The organism is Candidatus Kaelpia imicola, assembly GCA_030765505.1.
GTDB lineage: Bacteria > Omnitrophota > Gorgyraeia > Kaelpiales > Kaelpiaceae > Kaelpia > Kaelpia imicola.
In genome coordinates, this window is the sequence record JAVCCL010000018.1 from 1 (window position 1) to 18145 (window position 18145).

17 protein-coding genes are annotated in these 18145 nt (G+C 37.2%); 14 read left to right on the forward strand and 3 right to left on the reverse strand.

All coding sequences use genetic code 11. The annotated features are described in order from the left end of the window. Positions 1–76 (reverse strand): cold shock domain-containing protein (locus P9L98_02580; GenBank protein ID MDP8216193.1); only part of this gene is annotated, 76 nt, incomplete at its 3' end. A 422-nt stretch (positions 77–498) separates the two neighbouring features. Between P9L98_02580 and P9L98_02585 the strand changes: the two genes are divergently transcribed. From P9L98_02585 to ychF, 14 genes are all read left to right on the forward strand, one after another. After that, a complete protein-coding gene (locus tag P9L98_02585; GenBank protein ID MDP8216194.1) occupies positions 499–1248 on the forward strand; it encodes a hypothetical protein in 750 nt (249 codons plus the stop codon). Positions 1249–1256: 8 nt separating this feature from the next. After that, complete coding sequence (locus tag P9L98_02590; protein MDP8216195.1) at positions 1257–2039, forward strand: TPM domain-containing protein; 783 nt, start codon at positions 1257–1259, stop codon at positions 2037–2039. Positions 2040–2067: 28 nt separating this feature from the next. Then, positions 2068–2637, forward strand: a complete 570-nt coding sequence (locus tag P9L98_02595; protein MDP8216196.1) for a LemA family protein — start codon at positions 2068–2070, stop codon at positions 2635–2637. Positions 2638–2711: 74 nt separating this feature from the next. After that, positions 2712–3344, forward strand: coding sequence for a site-2 protease family protein (locus P9L98_02600; protein ID MDP8216197.1), 633 nt, complete (start codon positions 2712–2714; stop codon positions 3342–3344). Between the two features lie 140 nt (positions 3345–3484). Beyond that, a complete protein-coding gene (locus P9L98_02605; GenBank protein MDP8216198.1) occupies positions 3485–4336 on the forward strand; it encodes a patatin-like phospholipase family protein in 852 nt (283 codons plus the stop codon). Positions 4337–4548: 212 nt separating this feature from the next. Continuing rightward, the gene (locus P9L98_02610; GenBank protein MDP8216199.1) at positions 4549–6690 is read left to right on the forward strand and encodes a hypothetical protein; all 2142 of its coding nucleotides are present in this window, start codon (positions 4549–4551) and stop codon (positions 6688–6690) included. Between the two features lie 216 nt (positions 6691–6906). After that, on the forward strand, positions 6907–9249 hold the full coding sequence (locus P9L98_02615; GenBank protein MDP8216200.1) for a glycosyl hydrolase family 65 protein: 2343 nt from the start codon (positions 6907–6909) through the stop codon (positions 9247–9249). After that, positions 9249–10433 carry a glycosyltransferase family 4 protein gene (locus P9L98_02620; protein MDP8216201.1) on the forward strand — a complete coding sequence of 395 codons (1185 nt, stop codon included), beginning with the start codon at positions 9249–9251 and terminating at the stop codon, positions 10431–10433. The genes P9L98_02615 and P9L98_02620 overlap by 1 nt, the downstream gene beginning before the upstream one ends. An 18-nt stretch (positions 10434–10451) precedes the next feature. After that, complete coding sequence (gene pyk / locus P9L98_02625) at positions 10452–11477, forward strand: pyruvate kinase (protein MDP8216202.1); 1026 nt, start codon at positions 10452–10454, stop codon at positions 11475–11477. A 34-nt stretch (positions 11478–11511) separates the two neighbouring features. Then, a complete protein-coding gene (locus P9L98_02630; GenBank protein MDP8216203.1) occupies positions 11512–12306 on the forward strand; it encodes an alpha/beta hydrolase in 795 nt (264 codons plus the stop codon). 253 nt (positions 12307–12559) lie between these two features. Beyond that, positions 12560–13903, forward strand: a complete 1344-nt coding sequence (locus P9L98_02635; protein ID MDP8216204.1) for a tetratricopeptide repeat protein — start codon at positions 12560–12562, stop codon at positions 13901–13903. Positions 13904–14075: 172 nt separating this feature from the next. After that, positions 14076–14417 carry a DUF5674 family protein gene (locus P9L98_02640; GenBank protein MDP8216205.1) on the forward strand — a complete coding sequence of 114 codons (342 nt, stop codon included), beginning with the start codon at positions 14076–14078 and terminating at the stop codon, positions 14415–14417. Then, a complete protein-coding gene (locus tag P9L98_02645; GenBank protein MDP8216206.1) occupies positions 14414–14746 on the forward strand; it encodes a hypothetical protein in 333 nt (110 codons plus the stop codon). Before P9L98_02640 ends, P9L98_02645 begins: the two co-directional genes overlap by 4 nt. A gap of 217 nt (positions 14747–14963) precedes the next feature. Then, on the forward strand, positions 14964–16025 hold the full coding sequence (ychF, locus tag P9L98_02650) for a redox-regulated ATPase YchF (protein ID MDP8216207.1): 1062 nt from the start codon (positions 14964–14966) through the stop codon (positions 16023–16025). 45 nt (positions 16026–16070) lie between these two features. On the opposite strand, the gene hflC is transcribed toward ychF, so the two are convergent. Both hflC and hflK read right to left on the reverse strand, forming a co-directional pair. Further along, on the reverse strand, positions 16071–17021 hold the full coding sequence (hflC, locus tag P9L98_02655; GenBank protein MDP8216208.1) for a protease modulator HflC: 951 nt from the start codon (positions 17019–17021) through the stop codon (positions 16071–16073). Beyond that, a complete protein-coding gene (hflK, locus tag P9L98_02660; GenBank protein MDP8216209.1) occupies positions 17021–18016 on the reverse strand; it encodes an FtsH protease activity modulator HflK in 996 nt (331 codons plus the stop codon). The genes hflC and hflK overlap by 1 nt, the downstream gene beginning before the upstream one ends. Positions 18017–18145: the final 129 nt, after the last annotated feature.

Consider the following 18145-nt stretch of genomic DNA (forward strand, 5'->3'; position numbering starts at 1 on the left):
ATACATCTTTGCCTTCTTCGGGAGTAATAAATCCATAACCTTTTTCGTTACTGAACCACTTTACTGTTCCTTTCATACTGGTAAAACCTCCTTTTTTAAATTTGCAGTCAATAGAGGGATAAAAAAACGCAAGGGAGATAGAATGCTCACCTTGCGGACTGATATTTTACTCTCCTCATCACTACAGTTGGGATTCTACAGTATTAGTCATAGTTAGTCAAGGTATTTGTTATTCTGTGTCAAACCAATTAGAGATAGTTATAGTTTTTACCAAGAAATTTATCTATTCGTCCGTTCTCCTATCCTTAGGCAAGATAAAACTCTATAGATAGTAGTTGCCGAACCTCTTACGTATAGTGTTTATTAAAAACAAGAAAATAAAAGTCCTTCTCTTTTGATACTGCTGGAAAACGTTGAACTTTTGTGGTTTGGTATGTACAATAGGTATGTTTTAGAGATTATTATTTAAGTAAATTGTCTTGAATCAGGAGGGAGAGAATGGACAAAGAGAATGTTATTAATGAAAAAAAATTGCATATTGAAGTACAGAAAAAATTTATTCCTTATCTTAAGGCAATGCTTGGTATTCATGGGGGTAATTTAATTTCTGCATTTGTATATGGCTCTGCTGCAGGGGGAAATTATATTCCTAAAGTTTCTGACATTAATTCAGCTTTTGTATTTAAAGATCTTAAGTTCTCGATATTTAAAAATAGTCTGAATGTAGTTTCTAAAGGAATTTTTAAAAAAATAGCTGCGCCTTTATTTCTGACCAAAGACTATATTAACTCTTCTTTAGACGTTTTTCCAATAGAATTCCTGGATATGAAAGAAAATCATATTCTCTTACACGGTGAGGATATTCTCTCTGGGTTGGAGATTAAAGGTGAGCATATCCGTCTTTTCTGCGAACAGCAAATCAAAGGAAAATTAATCAGAATTCGTCAGGCATATTTAGAGATAGGTCTTAAGAGAAAAGGTTTAGAGGCTTTATTAAAAGAATCTCTTAATTCACTGATTCCTATTTTCAGAAATTTAATTCGATTAAAAGAGAAACAGCCTCCAATTGATAAAGCAGAGATTATCGGGCAGCTTTGTCAGATATTTGGGCTTGATGAAAATGTGTTTTTACCAATCTATAAGGATTCTGCAAATGATGAAAAGATAGCCAAGCAGGATGTAGTTGTTTTTTTGGAAAAGTATTTAAGCCAGATTGAAAAATTAACAGGCATAGTAGATAAGTTGTAATAGAAGATATGGGTAAAATTTCTAAATACGTTTTGGTTCCTATTTTTTTCTACATGTTGTTTTCTTTTATGAGCTTTGCGGGAGATGCGGTGTCTATTCCATCCCGTGGACAGGATTATGTAAATGATTTTGCGGGACTACTAAATTATTCTGATAAAGTTACTATAGCCAGGTTTGCTGCTGAGTTGGAGAAAAAAACTACAGCACAGATAGCTGTTGTAACTATTAAAACAGCCAAACCAGAAACCATACAAGGTTTTTCTGTAAGACTTTTTGACCAATGGAAAATTGGACAAAAAGGGGAGGATAACGGGATATTGCTTTTGATGGCGGTTGATGACCGTAAAGCGTGGATTACAACAGGTTATGGCCTCGAGGGAGCAATTCCGGATCTAATTGCCAATAAAATTGTTCGGGATGTAATGATTCCTTATTTTAAGCGCGGGCAATATTCCGAAGGTATTACAAAGGGTGCGGTTGCTATTATTAGTCTTGTTGCCAAAGAATATGATGCTGAAATAACCGGGCAGGAAACACAGGTCTATCAGACGGTACATCGTAAGAAAAGTGGTTTAGAAGTTATCTTCACAATATTGCTTCTTCTTTTCGTTATAAGCATGCGCTCTGGGCTTCTGGGGTATTTTCTGATAGGTTCAATGATAGGGGGACGTAGACGAGGCGGTTATTGGCATGGGGCTGGATTGGGCGGTTCTGGTGGAGGGTTTAGCGGAGGTTTTGGAGGTTTTGGAGGCGGTATGACCGGAGGAGGAGGCGGAGGCGGCGGCTGGTAACCAATAAATAATTTAAAGGAGTGATGAAATGAAAAAGATTTGGATTGTCTTAGGCGTTCTCGCAGTTTTAGCTGTTATGCTTTTTAGCTGGTATAGGAATGGTTATAATCAGGCTATTGCCAAAGATGAAGAGGTAAAATCAGCTTGGGCACAAATTGAAAACCAGCTGCAAAGAAGAAATGATTTAATCCCCAATCTTATAAATACTGTTAAAGGTTTTGCTTCCCAGGAAAAAGAAATCTTTACAGAAGTGACCCGCTTAAGAAGTCAATGGGGTAAGTCTGCTTCTATTGAAAGCAAAATAGAAAATGCTAATGCAATGGGCGGAGCGCTGTCACGCCTTCTATTAGTTGCCGAGAACTATCCTCAATTAAAATCAAACGAGAACTTTTTGGCGCTGCAGGCGCAGTTAGAAGGTACGGAGAATAGAATTGCTGTTGAGCGCATGCGTTACAATCGTGCGGTCAAAGATTTCAATCGGTTTCAACGTTTATTCTTTGGCCGGTTTTTTTCCGCGCAAGCCGGCGTTACTGAGCCAGCAGTATACTTTGAAGCTGAGGAATCTGCTTCTGAAGTTCCTGTGGTCAAGTTCGATTAAACTGCACTGTATTTGATGAGCTGGTATGTTTTGTTAATCGCCTCAACACCATTGACGGAGAAAGGGATAAATATATGGGATTGCTATCGCTTTTATTTAGAGATCCAATAGCGTTTTTTTTGTTAGTTCCGCTGCTTCTTTATTCGGTTATTGCTCATGAGGTGGCGCACGGTTGGATTGCTTCGCTGTTTGGCGATAATACGGCAAAGTATTCCGGTAGATTATCGTTCAACCCAAAGTCTCATATTGATCCAATGGGGATGCTTGCGCTTTTTATTGTAGGGTTTGGCTGGGCAAAGCCGGTGCCTGTTGACTATAGAAACCTGAATAGTTCCCGCCGGGCTATTATTGCTGTCTCTTTGGCAGGGTGCGTGACGAACATACTTATTGCAACTGTTGCGATATTTTTGCTTCAGTTTCAAATCTTTCAAGCAAATCATTTCTTTGCGCCGGCGCTTTTAATTACCGCAAGAATAAACATTATATTGGGAGCGTTCAACTTGATTCCTATTCCTCCTTTGGATGGGTCCCGGGTGCTTATGGAATTTCTTCCCCTTAACGTCAGGTATAAACTTGCCAGGCTTGAACCCTACGGGTTTTTCATAATTATTATTTTGCTTTGGACGGGAATGTTAAGCCCTGTAATTACATTTATTCAAAGCATTATTCTTGGATTAATCGGGATGCTATTGAGTTTTATCAGATAATCAAAAATTGGAAAAGAGTGATGAAGCTTTTTAATAAGGAAAAAACAAAAATTGGTTTAGCATTAGGCAGTGGCGCAGCAAGAGGCTTAGCACATATAGGAGTGTTAAAGGCGCTGATAGAATAAAATGTATCTATAGATATGATAGCAGGCTCAAGCATAGGAGCGCTTGTCGGAGCCTGTTATGCAGGGAAGGGAGAGATAGCAAGCCTTGAGGAGATAATACTAAAGACTGATTGGAAGAAATTAGTTCGATTGGCAGATCCTAATTTAGCATTTATGCTTAAAGGATTTATCCATGGCGAAAAGGTTAAAGAGCTTCTACTGACCATTATTGGAGATATAGATTTTAAAGATTTAAAAATTCCATTAGCAGTAGTTACTACGGATGTTAATACAGGAGAGGAGGTAGTAATAAAAAAAGGTTCTGTAATTGAGGCGGTAAGAGCAAGTATTTCCATGCCTGTTGTGTTTATGCCTGTAAAATTTAAAGATAGATTTTTGATAGATGGAGGAGTGGTAAATCCTATTCCGGTGAATGTGGCTAAGAATATGGGTGCAGAGATTGTCATTGCTTGTAATGTAATCCGTAAGCTTCAAAGAAGCAAAACGCTTGATTCTGTAAAAAAGCGAAAACTATCTACATCAATTTTCAAACCAGAAACTAAAAATGAGACTTTAGTGATATTTCACGATAAAATCAATAGATTTATTCAGGAGAATAAAAAATCGGTAGATGTTTTTAAATCTAAAATTCATAAGAGGGTGCAAAAAATAGACCTGAATACTCCCAATGTATTTAAGGTTATAATTCAGGCGATTTATGCTATGGAATATGAAATAGCAAAGGCAAAAATAAAAGAAGCGGATATAATAATAACTCCTGACGTACAACAGATTGCCGTATTGGATTTCTATCGAGGAAGAGAAGCAATAGCAAAAGGATATAAAGCGGCAAGGGATGCTATCTCTGGAAACCGTCTCAAAGTATAGTTATAGTCCATCTATGTTGTTTATTGAGAATAAAACATACTGGATATAGAAATCTTTAATTCTACGCAGGATTTTTAAATTGATGGTTTTTATTCCAAGGAGTATCATTTACCTTTAGACAGTAAAGTTTTGTAAGGAGAGAAAGAGAGTTCTCATAATTGGGAGTTTTAAGGCAAAGAGGCAAAAGACGGCATTAAGCAAGGAGGTTTTTAATGTCTAAATTGATATTTAAAAATTACGGCGGCAGCTACCAGCTTAGAATTCAAAATGCTCAGGATTTGGAGAAGATTCAGGTTCTTGATGATGCGCATTGGGCAGCTACCAGCATTCCAATTGACAGTCTCAATTGCGATTGTGCATTTGCCTCTTATGTAGATACAGATAAAAATGGCCGCATAAGGACTAACGAGCTTAGGGCGGCTTTAGTATGGTTATTTCGATTTCTTGCCAATCGCAGTCATCTCTCCGAAGGCACTGAGATACTAAACTTAGAGGATATTGATATTAGTCACCTCCAAGGTCAAAAATTAAAAGCTTCAGCAGAGTTAATTTTAACCAATCTTAACTCTCTAAACACACAGGAGATTAGCTTAGCTCAGGTACGGGATGTACAAAGCATTATGGCTAACATGGCGAATAATGGTGATGGTATTATTCCTCCTGAAGTCACAACTGACTTTGATCTGTCTCAATTCATCACCTCGGTCATGGAGACTGCAGGTTCTACTTTAGATATCTGCGGTAAGCCGGGGATTAACCAAGAGCAGCTTGAGATATTCTTCCAGGAGGCTGAAAGTTATCTTGCATGGCAAAAAAGGGGAGAGATTCCTAAAGGAGATAAAACTACAGAGATTATGTTTTGGGGAACCGAAACGCCGCAAGCTTATGAGTCGATGGTTAACTTAGAATGGAAGCTTGACCAATATTTTGCACAGTGTGCAATGGTCAAGTTCGATAAACGGGCGATAGTCCAGATGCAGCTTCGCCAGAAGGAGCTTGAGGAAATCGATTTTAGGGATAAGTCAATAATGGAATCCCAGCTTAAAGACGCTCCTCTGGCTTTACCGAATCCAGAAGGTATTCTGGATTTAGAGGCGATGATCAATCCCGAATATGTTGAGTGCCTGTTTGAATTTAGGGAGAAGGTTCTAAAGCACGCCCTTGGAGAGCCGGTTAAGCAGTTTACTGAAAAACAGTGGAATAAGGTAAAAGATATTTTTATTCCATATAGAATATGGTTAAAAAGTAAGCAGGGTGTGAAAGTAGAAAAGCTGGGTCAAGAGAGACTGCGTACCTATCTTAAGGGACCGTACAGGCGAGAGGCGAGTGAGTTGATTGCAAAGGATCTGGCTGCGGCTGATGATTTAAACCAGCTACATAATTTGGAAAAACTGATTCTTTATCAGAGATGGTTAATGGAACTGGCGAACAATTTTGTCAGTTTTACAAATTTTTATTCTCCTCAACATCGTTCCCTCCTTGAAATGGGGAGATTAGTAATTGATGGCAGGGAGATGACTTTTACAATGAAAGTTCAGGATAGACTCTCCCATAAAAAAATAGCAAAAAACAGCTTTATCTACCTGCTCTATTTGGAGATTACCGGCCGTCAGGAGAAAGATATTAAATTTGAGATTGTGATTGCGGTAACTTCTGGGAGCACAGGCCGATTGCGTATCGGTAAACGCGGTATCTTTTTTACCATAGACGGTATAGAGTGGGATGCTGAGGTAGTAGATGTTGTGGAAAACCCTATCAGTCTCTGGGAATCAGTGAGAGCACCTTTTAAGCAAATTACTAATCTGGTGAAAAAACAGATAGATAAATTCAGTAAATCCCGTCAAGATAAATTGGAAACAGCCATCTCTTCTCCTGGAGGGTCAGGTATAGTACGCGATCTCTTATTAGGCGGAGGTGTGGCTATTGCAGTTCTTGGTTCGGCATTTGCTTATATTACTAATGTACTTTCTCAGGTCAAACTGGTTCATATTTTGGGTATGTTAGCGGGGGTAGGGGGTATTATCTTATTGCCGGGTATGATTATAGGTTTCACCAAGATATGCAAACGGGATATGAGTGTTCTTTTGGAAGCATCGGGTTGGGCGGTAAATGTACAGATGCGGTTAAATACTACCTTAGGGCGGCTTTTCACCCATACGCCATGTTTGCCGAAAGGTACATCTAGAGAACGAAGAGATGTAGCGGTACAGTTTGTAAAAAAGCTTGGTTATACTTCCTTCTACCCAAAAAAGTTGTTTATGATAGTTTTAATTATTACTTTTATTATCCTTTGCTTGATATTGTTTCTGGGTACATATTCTGAACCAAAGTCATTATTTAACATTTTTAAGTAGTGGATTTGTCCCAATAGAAGAGGGTAAGATATACCGCTTCAGTAAAGGTGGGGTTCAATATTTCGTTTGAAAATTTTTTAAAATAATATTTGTTGCTTTTATCATCCCTCCCCTTTTTTTCTTAAAATATTAGAATATCTTTTGTATGATTTTAGATTATCGAAAACCATCAGTTGGTTTTAAATATCTATCTAATGCAGATGTTCTGTGTTATTTATGTTACAATATTTAGAAATGAGAAACCTTTATTCGGACTATACCCAGAATATTCTTTGGTTAATAGAAGAGAGTAAATGGGCAAGAAAGCTGCAAAGTATACGGGAAGCCCAGTTTACTCTGGGGAACGGTTATTTGGGTATCAGGGGGATTTATGAAGAGATTCCTTATGATTGCCATCCCGGTACTTATATTGCCGGAATTTACGATAAGATGGCTGCCCAGGTTTCGAAAATAGTTAATTTACCCAATCCTATTAGTTTTAAACTTACCGTGAAGGGGGAGAAACTCGATGTTATTGCCATGGATGTTCTTAGGCACAAAAGAACTCTTAATATGAAAAAGGGGGTATTACTCAGACATACTATATATAAAAATAGTAAAGGTAAGAATTTTGACTATCAATCGTTACGTTTTGTTTCCCAGCTGGATAAAAATATCGGTGTTATACAGGTTGCATTCACCCCTCTTAATGCAGGGTGTGAGGTTGATATCAGTACGAGTATCGATACCGCTGTTACTAATGTAGGTGCGGTAGCTGAGGGGAGACGGAAGCATTTCCGGGTTAAAGAACTGGGTCAGCATCGAGGGACTGAGTATCTTGTCGCAGAGGCTTTGGAGAAAAAATATTCGATAGTCTATTGGTCTGGATTGTACTATCAAGTTAATGGTAGAAAAATAATTGCCAGAGATAATATATTTCGTTTGAAGGTTAAAAAAAATCAGACTGTTGTATTTACCAAAATTTTTTGCATTAAACATTTTAATCACAACAATGATTATACTGCCCAGAAGAATGATGCCTTTGAAATTTTTTATACCGCTTTTCGGACTGGATTCAATATCTTGTTGAAAAACCATATAACTGCCTGGGAACGGTTATGGAGGAGAGCGGATATTGTTATTGAAGGAAGAGCAAATATTCAGCAAAAACTGCGCTTCAATATTTATCATATGCTTATCTGCGCTCATTGCAACCAGGGGTTTTCGAGTATTGGAGCGCGGACCTTAAGCGGAGAGGGTTACCGCGGACATATCTTTTGGGATGCGGAAATCTTTCTTCTCCCTTTCTATCTATTCACTTTTCCTCAAGTAGCGAAAAATATGCTGCTCTACCGCTATCAAAGGCTTGATCAGGCGCGGGCAATTGCCAAAAGAGGAGGTTTTCAAGGAGCTCAATTTCCCTGGGAATCGGCAGGAACAGGGGAAGAAGAGACTCCCGAATGGGCTAGAGATATCGACAGAACAATTATCAAGATTCATACCCATGAAATGGAACATCACATCAACGCCGATATATCCTATGCTGTTTACAGATATTATATTGCAACAGGAGATGTAAAATTTATCGAGAAATATGGCTGTGAAATGCTTGTAGAGACGGCGCGGTTTTGGGCCTCGCGTGTTCAGTGGAATGAGAAAAAACAGAGATATGAAATCAGGCATGTTATCGGTCCCGATGAGTTTCATATCGACGTTAATAATAATGCTTTTACCAATATGATGGCAAAGTGGAATTTGCTCAGTGCCTATAAAACGTGCAATATGCTTAAGAAAGATTCTGATTTCTATACCTTATTGAAAGCCAAACTGAATCTTAAAGAGCAGGAAGTAAAGTCATGGAAGAAAATTGCTTCTAAAATATGTGTCCTCAGCAACAAAAAAAATGTCATTGAGCAGTTTGGTGGTTTTTTCAAATTAAAAAAGATTATTTTATCCAGGTTTGACGAAAATGGAATTCCTCTGATACCTGCTAAATTAAAAGCGAAAGATTTTGGGAAGACTCAGATAATAAAACAGGCTGACGTATTGATGCTTATTACGCTTTTGAACGATATTTTCAGCAAAAAAACAAAATTAGCGAATTATAAATTTTATCTTCCCAGGACAGTGCATCGTTCCTCCTTAAGTGTTGCGACACATGTTATAAACGCCTGTGAAGTCAGGGATCTACATAGGGCCAATGAGCTGTTCAATGTTGCTTTAAATACGGATATAAGCAATCTTTACGGTAATACTTCCGAGGGAATTCATGCTGCTTCTCTGGGAGGAAGCTGGCAGGCGATAGTGTTTGGTTTTGCCGGAGTTAAGATTAAAAGAGAGAAATTATTTATCAATCCTTACCTGCCGCGTTCATGGCAGAAGTTAAATTTTCATCTGGCCTGGAGAGGAAGTTTGATTAATTTAGAAATGACTAATGAGATAATCAAAATAAAAGTTTCTTCTTCCCGGCTCAAAGATATAGAGATAGGTATTTTTGATAAATTAGGTTCCTTTAGAACTAATAGAGTCTATACTTTCAAACGTTCTATTGAGGGTTATAAAAAAGAGGATTATTACTGATGAAGAAATTGAATATTGCGCAGTTCCATTGGGGGTTTCCTCCTATTATTGGCGGGGTAGAGACTCATCTTACGATTATTTTACCTCAGATGGTAAAATTAGGTCATTGTGTGAGTCTACTTACGGGTTCGGTCGAAGGGGTTGAAGGAAGATATAAATATCAAGGTGTGGATATTTACCGCGATCCTCTTATGGATTTAAACTGGCTTTATAAGAGAGGTTTAAGCGGACTGGAGGAGGAAATCAATAAAGCTTTTACTGCTTTTTTCGACGAATCGCAGCCGGATATTATTCATGTGCATAATATGCATTATTTCAGTTCGATTCATATAAAGTTAATAGAGCGTTCAAGTAAAGAGAGGGGTATTCCTCTTATTCTCACTGCGCATAACGTTTGGGATGAGCTTCTGTTTTTAGAGCTTTGCCATAAAATTGACTGGTCGCATATAATTGCAGTGAGCCATTTTATTAAAAAAGAGCTTATCGGAATAGGAGTGGATGATACTAAAATTACAGTTGTGCATCATGGGATAGATCAAGATAAGTTCAAATCCGGTGTGGATACGACAAATATATTAGAGAAATATCCGCAATTGAAGGGTAAAAAAATTATATTTCATCCGGCCAGAATCGGTCTAGCTAAGGGGTGTGATACCAGTATCAAGGCAGTCAATATTCTTAAAGATATGGTCTCGGATGTGATGTTGGTTTTGGCTGGTTCAAAGAATATTGTTGACTGGGGAGGAACTCAGCAGAAAGATATTGCTTACCTGGTGAATCTTATCAAGCATTTTAATATTGAAGAGAGTGTTTTGATAGATATGTATACCTTGGATGAAGTAAAAGAGCTGTATGAGATAAGCGATGTCTGCCTTTACCCTTCTACAGCTTCAGAGCCTTTTGGGTTGACTATGCTGGAAGCTATGGCAATGGCAAAGCCGATAGTTGTTACCGAAATGGGTGGTATGCCGGAAATTATTGATGATGGAATAAATGGATTTGTTGTTCCTGTGAGAGATTTTGAGGCTCTGGCTGCAAAAACGTATCAATTGCTGAAAAATGTAAAATTAAAAAAAAGATTTGGCTATACCGGAAGACAGATAGTCGAAGCTCGGTATACAAAAGAGAAGGTAACACAGGAGACGCTTTCAATCTATAAGAAAGCATTAAACACTGTAAACTAGAAACAGCTTTAGGATGGTATGGTAAGAACAAAAATTATTGCTACCTTAGGTCCGGCAAGCAGTTCTGAGACAATATTAAGAAAAATGTTTACCAGCGGTCTTGATGTAGCACGTTTGAATTTTTCCCACGCTACGCACTCCGATCATTTAGAAAAGGTCAAACTTATTCGTGCCCTCAATAAAAAAATGAAGCGGGCGATAAAAATAATGCAGGATTTAGAGGGGTACCGCATACGAGTGGGGAAGTTGATTGAGCCGCTTCAGTTAAAGAGGAGAGAACAGTTTTATTTCACCCAGGAAGATATTATGGGTAATGAGAAAGAGGTACCATTCGATTATCAAGGTTCATTAAAATTAATTAAGATAGGTACTTTAATTTATGTTGATGACGGTAAAATAACACTGGAAGTTAAATCTATTGAAAAAAGACGTCTCAAGGTAAAAGTTCTTCTCTCAGGTATACTTAGGGAGCATAAAGGGGTAAACATTCCTGATGTAAAATTAGATTTTGAGTCACTGACTCAAAAAGACAAGAGGGATCTGGAGATTGCAATAATACATAAGTTTGATTATCTTGCCCAGTCGTTTGTAAGGGGAGCTCACGACATAAAATTACTCAAAAGTATTGTTAAACCAAGGCATGCCCAATGTAAAATATTTGCCAAAGTGGAAAGCAGGGAGGCTCTTGCCAACATAGAAGAGATAATAGCTGAAGCTGACGGTATTATGGTTGCACGCGGCGATTTAGGAATTTGCATTCCTATCTATCAAGTTCCTGTAGTTCAGAAAAAGATTATAGAGATGTGCTGCCTAAAAGGAAAGCCGGTGATTGTAGCTACGCAGATGCTTGAAAGCATGACCGAAGAGCGTCTTCCTACAAGAGCCGAGGTAAGCGATGTTGCAAATGCTATTTTAGATGGAGCGACGCATCTGCTTCTTTCAGGCGAGACAGCCGTAGGTAAACACCCCCATAGGGTGATTAATATGATGAATAAAGTTATCAAATATACAGAGAGTTACAAAAATAGATTGAAAGATTGTTAGTGAGAAAGGTTTTGGCAGAACTAAGGAATAAAAAGTGAAAATCCTTTTAGGGGCGGTTCTTTTTATTATCATTTTCTTAATAGGTATCAGATATATTGAAAGACGTGATATATATTTTCCTGTAAGAGAGATTTTTACTTCACCAGAGATAATTGGATTGCCGTATCAAGAGATTTATTTTCAGACAGTTGATAATAAACGATTAAATAGCTGGTTCATCCCTAATGATGAGGCAAAATTCACAGTTATTTTTTGCCATGGCAACGCAGGTAATATCAGCCATAGAATAGAGAAGATAGGGTTATTACATAAATTAGGCCTCAATATATTTATTTTTGATTATCGGGGTTATGGAAAAAGCCAGGGTTCACCTTGTGAGCCAGGTTTATATAAAGATGCAGTCGCTGCCTATAGTTACCTGGTTAAGGAACGTAGAATTTCAGAAGATAATATCATTCTTTATGGAGAGTCTCTCGGCGGAGCCATTGCTATTAATCTGGCACATAGAGTTAGAGTACGGGCGTTGATTACAGAAGGGACATTTACATCAATCAGAGATATGGCCAAAATAACATATCCATTTCTTCCTTATTTTATATTTTCAAGCAGCTTTAATTCTATTTCTAAAATAAGGGAAGTTAAGTGTTTGAAATTAATTATTCATAGCATAGATGATGAGATTGTACCATTTTATTTAGGAGAGAGATTGTCTGATGCTGCGAAATCGCCAAAGAAATTTCTTAAAATAAGAGGTTTTCACAATACAGCTTTTTTAGACTCGGAGGAGCAATTTGTCGAAGGCATAAAAGTTTTTTTAGATGATTTGTGAAAGATAATAAATAGAAGAACAAATAACAGTCGATGCCTATTTATAGACCTAGTATTTGGAGATAATACTATAGCAAATATTTGCGTGGAGAGCTAATTGATTTAACCAGTTGTAATTGAGAAGGTTGCAACTGGTTTTTGTTTGGGATAAAATTAGAGAGTAAGAGAAAACCCTATAAGATAAGTCAAAAACACCTCTGTTTATGATAGGTAAATTATTTATGATGAAAAAAGTTCAAAGAAAAACAGGGTTCATGCAAAAAATAGGATTTATTATTTTTGGCGTTATATTGTCTCTATTCTTTCTTGAAATATTATTGTATACAGGAGGATTTTTAATAACATCGATTAAAGAGTATAAGAATAAAAAAGCTTTTTTGAAAAAAGCCGATTATTGTGTTCTCTGCTTAGGAGAGTCTACTACGGATAGGCAATGGCCGGTGTTTCTTGGAGAGATTTTGAATAATCAAAATACTGGCGTAACGTTTAAAATAGTAGATAAAGGAATGACTGCGGTAAACACAAGACTCATTGCAGCTCGTTTAGAAGAATATTTGAATATTTATAACCCCGATATAGTAGTTACAATGATGGGAATAAACGATGGAACTGCGATTGTCGAAAATAATAGAGCTGCTTCAAAGCCTCTATTTTTTCTTAAACAACTTAAAGTATACAAGTTAGTAGATCTGTTATTGAAATATATTAGATATACCTTTAATTTTGATGGGCAGATAAACGAAGAAGAGAGGCTTAAGGGGAAAATTGCTCAATATCCGCTTAGCTACAACACCTATGCCGAATTAGGTTATTATTATTGGAGAGACGGAAGGTCAGGAGATGCAGAAAGAATGCTGAAAAAAAGTATCGAACTTGGTCCTAAAAATGATATGGCATATGCTGCGTTAAGCTCTTGCTATCTGCACGAGGGTAGGATGGAAGAAGGGGAAACTGTAGCTCGAAAAGCAATAGAGATTAATCCTATGAACAAAACAGGCTTTGTGACTTTAGGATGGTGTTTATTAAATCAAGGAAAGCATAAAGAAGCAGAAGAGCTATTAAGAGAGTCTGTTGATCTGCCTTCTTGCGGTGCAGAAGCATATTTTGCGTTGGGGATGTGTTATATTAATCAGAAAAAATATGAAGAGGCGTCAAAATTGTTTAAACAAGCGATTATTGATTTTCCCAATAATGATAGATTTTACAGCTCTTTAGCCGATTGTTATTATAATTTGGGACAGGAGAGACTCTCAGAAGAACATAAAAAACAGTCGTACGTAGTAAGAAGACAGACATATAATCCTGTAACATACTTGAACTATAATAAGTTAAAAATTATTCTTGCCGGGAAAGGTGTGTATTTTATATGCGTACAATATCCTATGATGAATATAGAATCATTAAAAAAGATGCTTAGGCCTAATGAAGGAATTATTTTTGTTGACAATGAGATGCTTTTTAAAAATGCAACAGAAGAAGAAGGATATGATGAATATTTTACAGATAGCTTTGCTGGAGATTTTGGTCATTGTACGGTTAAAGGCAATAAGCTGTTGGCAGAAAATATTGCAAAGGTTATATTAAAGGAATTATTTTAAAAAAATATAAGTTTTATATAACTCATCAGTTTCTTCAATAGAGAGCCAGTTGCAAAACTTATTCAACCTGGGAAGCTATATATCGGTAAGTTTTTTTATTAAACTTCTTCTGCTGATAGCAAATATAAGATATAAACTTGGTTAAATCTTTATAATGTTGTAATATGTAGAAATGAAAATAATAACAAGAGTATTATCAATAGATGATCTTAAACAGATGGCCGATACCATGTTTGGAAATTTAGTGAAGGCTGTTGTTGATGTCGATAAAGAATCTATTGCTGTTGATGCTGAACTTCATTCTGATTTAGAAGCATTGCTCATTAAAGATGGTTCAAAACAGAAGAGTCTTTGGGGGATCAATTTTTATCTAGAGATAGAAGGGGATGATTTTATTGAATTTGATTCTATGATTAATATTCGTCCATCTCAGGGCAATGTAATTCGAGGGGTAAAAGATGAAATAGTCCGTCAAAAGATAATTGAAATTGTTGGCAGGTGGATTAAAAAATGAATATCCAACATAAAAAACTTGCTTCCGGGGGTTGGAAACAATTGTCATTTTTTGAACAGATGGCAAATATCGGAAGTGAGGTAGAACGTGCTCTAAATTGGCAAGTGAAACATAATACCGAATATTGCAGGCAGGCTTTTGAACGAGCCCTTGAATTAATAGATTTGACTTTAGACAATAGCGCGATTTTTACTCGTCTTAAAGAAGTTGCTCGTTTACGTGAAGCAATTGTGGATTATTTTTATGGGACGAATCAGTTTATGTCTACTGAAGCATCATGGAGGAAATATTTTTTAGCTTTTACTTATGCTGCACGTAGAGGCCGTTAATATCTCTCTATCCATAATTAAGTTAGTAAAGATTTATTCTTAATTAGAGATAGTTCTATACAAAGAGTTATAATTGCAACTTTTAAAATAGTCTCTTTATCAGGAGAGGTTTTTTATATCTATTCAGTGTTAAGATGATTATAATACTGAACTTATAAATATTAGTATTAAAATAAATATTAAAGAAGAGCTGTTACTAAAAGGGAGTATCTTTCATATGAAAATAGGAATCATCGGCTTACCTCAAGCAGGAAAGAAGACTATATTTAAACTATTAACAGGGTATAAATTTTCTGAGAAAGATTTAACAGTCAATAAAGTTATAAAAGGTTTTACTCAGATAAGAGATCCCAGATTTGATTTTCTGTCCAATCTGTATAAACCTAAAAAACAAGTAAGGGCAAAGATTGATATTGAATTACTATCCAGGGTAGATCCAGACTCTATTAGGCAGGGCGATATATTTGAAAATATTGCTGAGTTTGATGCTGTCTGTCATATAGTTAGAGCATTTAAAGACGACTCTGTCTATCATATAGATGGTTCGGCGGATCCAAGACGTGATATTGAGAATATCAATTCTGAGTTAGTGCTGCACGATCTTCTCTTTATTGAAAAAAGAATCGAGCGTATTGATGAAGCTGCAAAGAGAGTTAAAGATGAGAGAGCATTAAAAGAGAGAGAGCTGCTGCTAAAACTTAAAGACCATTTAGAGAGAGAGCTGCCCTTGCGGTTATTTGATTTAACCGAACAAGAATTAGGTCTAATCTCAAGCTATCCGTTTATTACACTGAAAAAGATGATAGTCGTTCTAAATATCTCTGAAGATAATCTTAGCGATGAGTCTAATATCGAGAAACTGCAGCAAGACTATATTGACATTATGCAGGTATCTGCTAAGGTTGAGTCTGAGATTGCCGCTCTGGACTCCGAAGCTGAAAGAGAGGAGTTTTTGGGAGCCCTTGGAGTTAAAGAGCTGGCGGTGGACTCTCTCACCAGGTTATGTATAAAGGCATTAGATTTGATATCATTCTTTACTGTTGGTTCTGATGAGGTCAGGCAGTGGTTATTACGCAAAGGGTATTTAGCGCCTCAAGCAGCAGGTCTGATACATAGCGACCTAGAGAAAGGTTTTATTCGTGCCGAAGTCATGAAATACGATGATATTTATTCTTTAGGCACCGAAGCAGAGCTTAGGCAAGAAGGCAAGATATATCTAAAAGGTAAAGATTATATTATCAAAGACGGTGATATAGTAGATATAAGGTTTAATATCTAGAGATTACAGGTTCTTCCAGTATATGTTCCTACCCGTTGTAGAAGACTATTTTTTAGGTTCTGATTTTTTGAGTAGTTGATAATATTCGCTTTCCGTTGTTAAGAGCATTATGGTATTTTCGTCTATAGTATTCTTATATGTGTCTAATGTCTTAATGAAGGCGTAGAACTCCGGATCTTCTTCGTAAGCCTGGGCATAGATCTTTGTTGATTCAGCATCAGCCTGACCTTTGATCTTCTGTGCTTCGCGGTAGGCTTCAGATCCTATCTTCTTAAGTTCTTTTTCCATCAATCCTTCAACCTTTGCGCGTTGGCCTCGTCCTTCAGAGCGGTACTGTTCGGCGGCACGCTTTCTCTCTGCGATCATCCTGTCATAGACTTTTTTTCTGACTTCGGTTACATAGTTTACGCGTTTGATGCGCAGGTCTATAAGTTCAATGCCATACTGAACGACTGTAGGTTTTGCCTTTTGGAATATTATATTTTCTAGGTTTCTACGGCCAAGCTCTATTCTTTCAATAACCTCTTTGCTCTTTGTCACATCTTCATCTTTGATGAGGTTATCTATGATGGTATTGGAGTTACGGACCGTCTCTACCAGAAGATGGCCTGTTACAGCATCTCTAGTGGCGGAGTTAATAATATCATCAAGTCTTGCATGGGCAAGGCTCTCACTGCCTACCGACTCTAAGAATTTTAAAGGATTATTTATTCTCCAGCGGGCTGTTGTATCTACCCAGATATATCTTTTATCTTTAGTTGGAATCTGGTTGGCGTCACCATCCCATTCCAGGATTCTCTTTTCGAAGTAGCGTGCCTGTTGAATAAAAGGTTTTTTAAAATATAGCCCTGCATCTACTATTTCGGCTATAGGTCTGCCAAACTGGGTAATTACAACCTGTTTAGTCTCATCAACAGTATAAACAACTCCGGAGATGAACATTATTATTACTAAGACAACAATCGAGATAAGCACCTTTGTCATTATCTTTACCATTACTGGCCTCCTTCCTTTCTTATATTAAACAATGGCAGCAGCGATGACTGCTCGGAATCAATTATATATTTCTCTTTTACTTTAGGCAGAATATCCGTCATTGCCTCTAGGTACAGCCTCTTTTTAGTAACCAGCGGAGCTTTTTTGTATTCTTTAAGCAGCGCGGTGAATCGTTCAGCATCACCTTGAGCGCGGTTCACTTTATCTAAAAGATAACCCTCGGATTTGCTGATTGTTTTTTCTGCTTCACCCTTTGCCCGGGGCACAGCCTTATTATATGCTTCCCAGGCTTGGTTTATAAGACGCTCTTTCTCCTGTTTTGCTTCATTGACTTCATTAAAAGCCGCTTTTACTTCTTGAGGAGGGTTGACATCCAGCAGTTTTACGGTCACAATCTGTATACCGCTGTTATAATTATCCAATAGCTCCTGCATCTGAAGTTGCGCCAGGTGGTTTATCTCCTCTCTCTTTATAGTCAGTATCTCATCTACTCTATAGTCTCCGACTAAACGCCTGATAATAATCTCAGAGATATCCTGAACATTTTTTCTTGGGTCTCTGGTTGCGAAAAGAAATTTTACCGGGTCTTTTATCTGGTATTGAACAACCCAGCGTACATCCAGAATATTTAGGTCACCCGTAAGCATAATAGATTCATCGTTATAATTTCTCTGAGAGTATCTTGTCTTTACGCCTGACTGCATCGTTCTAAATCCAAACTCTTCTTTGTATACTCTCTTTACTTTTACTTTCTGGACCCGCTCTATTATAGGAGGAAGTTTGAAATGCAGACCCGGGGAAGTAGTTGTGATATATTTACCAAAACGCTGCACGACTCCCACCTCTTCCGGGTTAATAGAGTAGATCATACCTTTAAGCATAATCAGCAAAAATATTCCGGCAGCTATGGGCAGTATCGGCAGAATCGACCTTTTGATATTCTTGAAATCCTGCTTGGCTTTACCAAAAAGCTCTTCTGGAGTCGTAAAATCCATATTGACACTCCTTTTAATAAGTTAATCCTAATAAAGTATAACCATTTTCAAGATACGATACCACCGGGAGATACCATTAGCAAGGCGATTCTTTAGGCGGTCTAAATTGAACTATTATATAAAACCCAC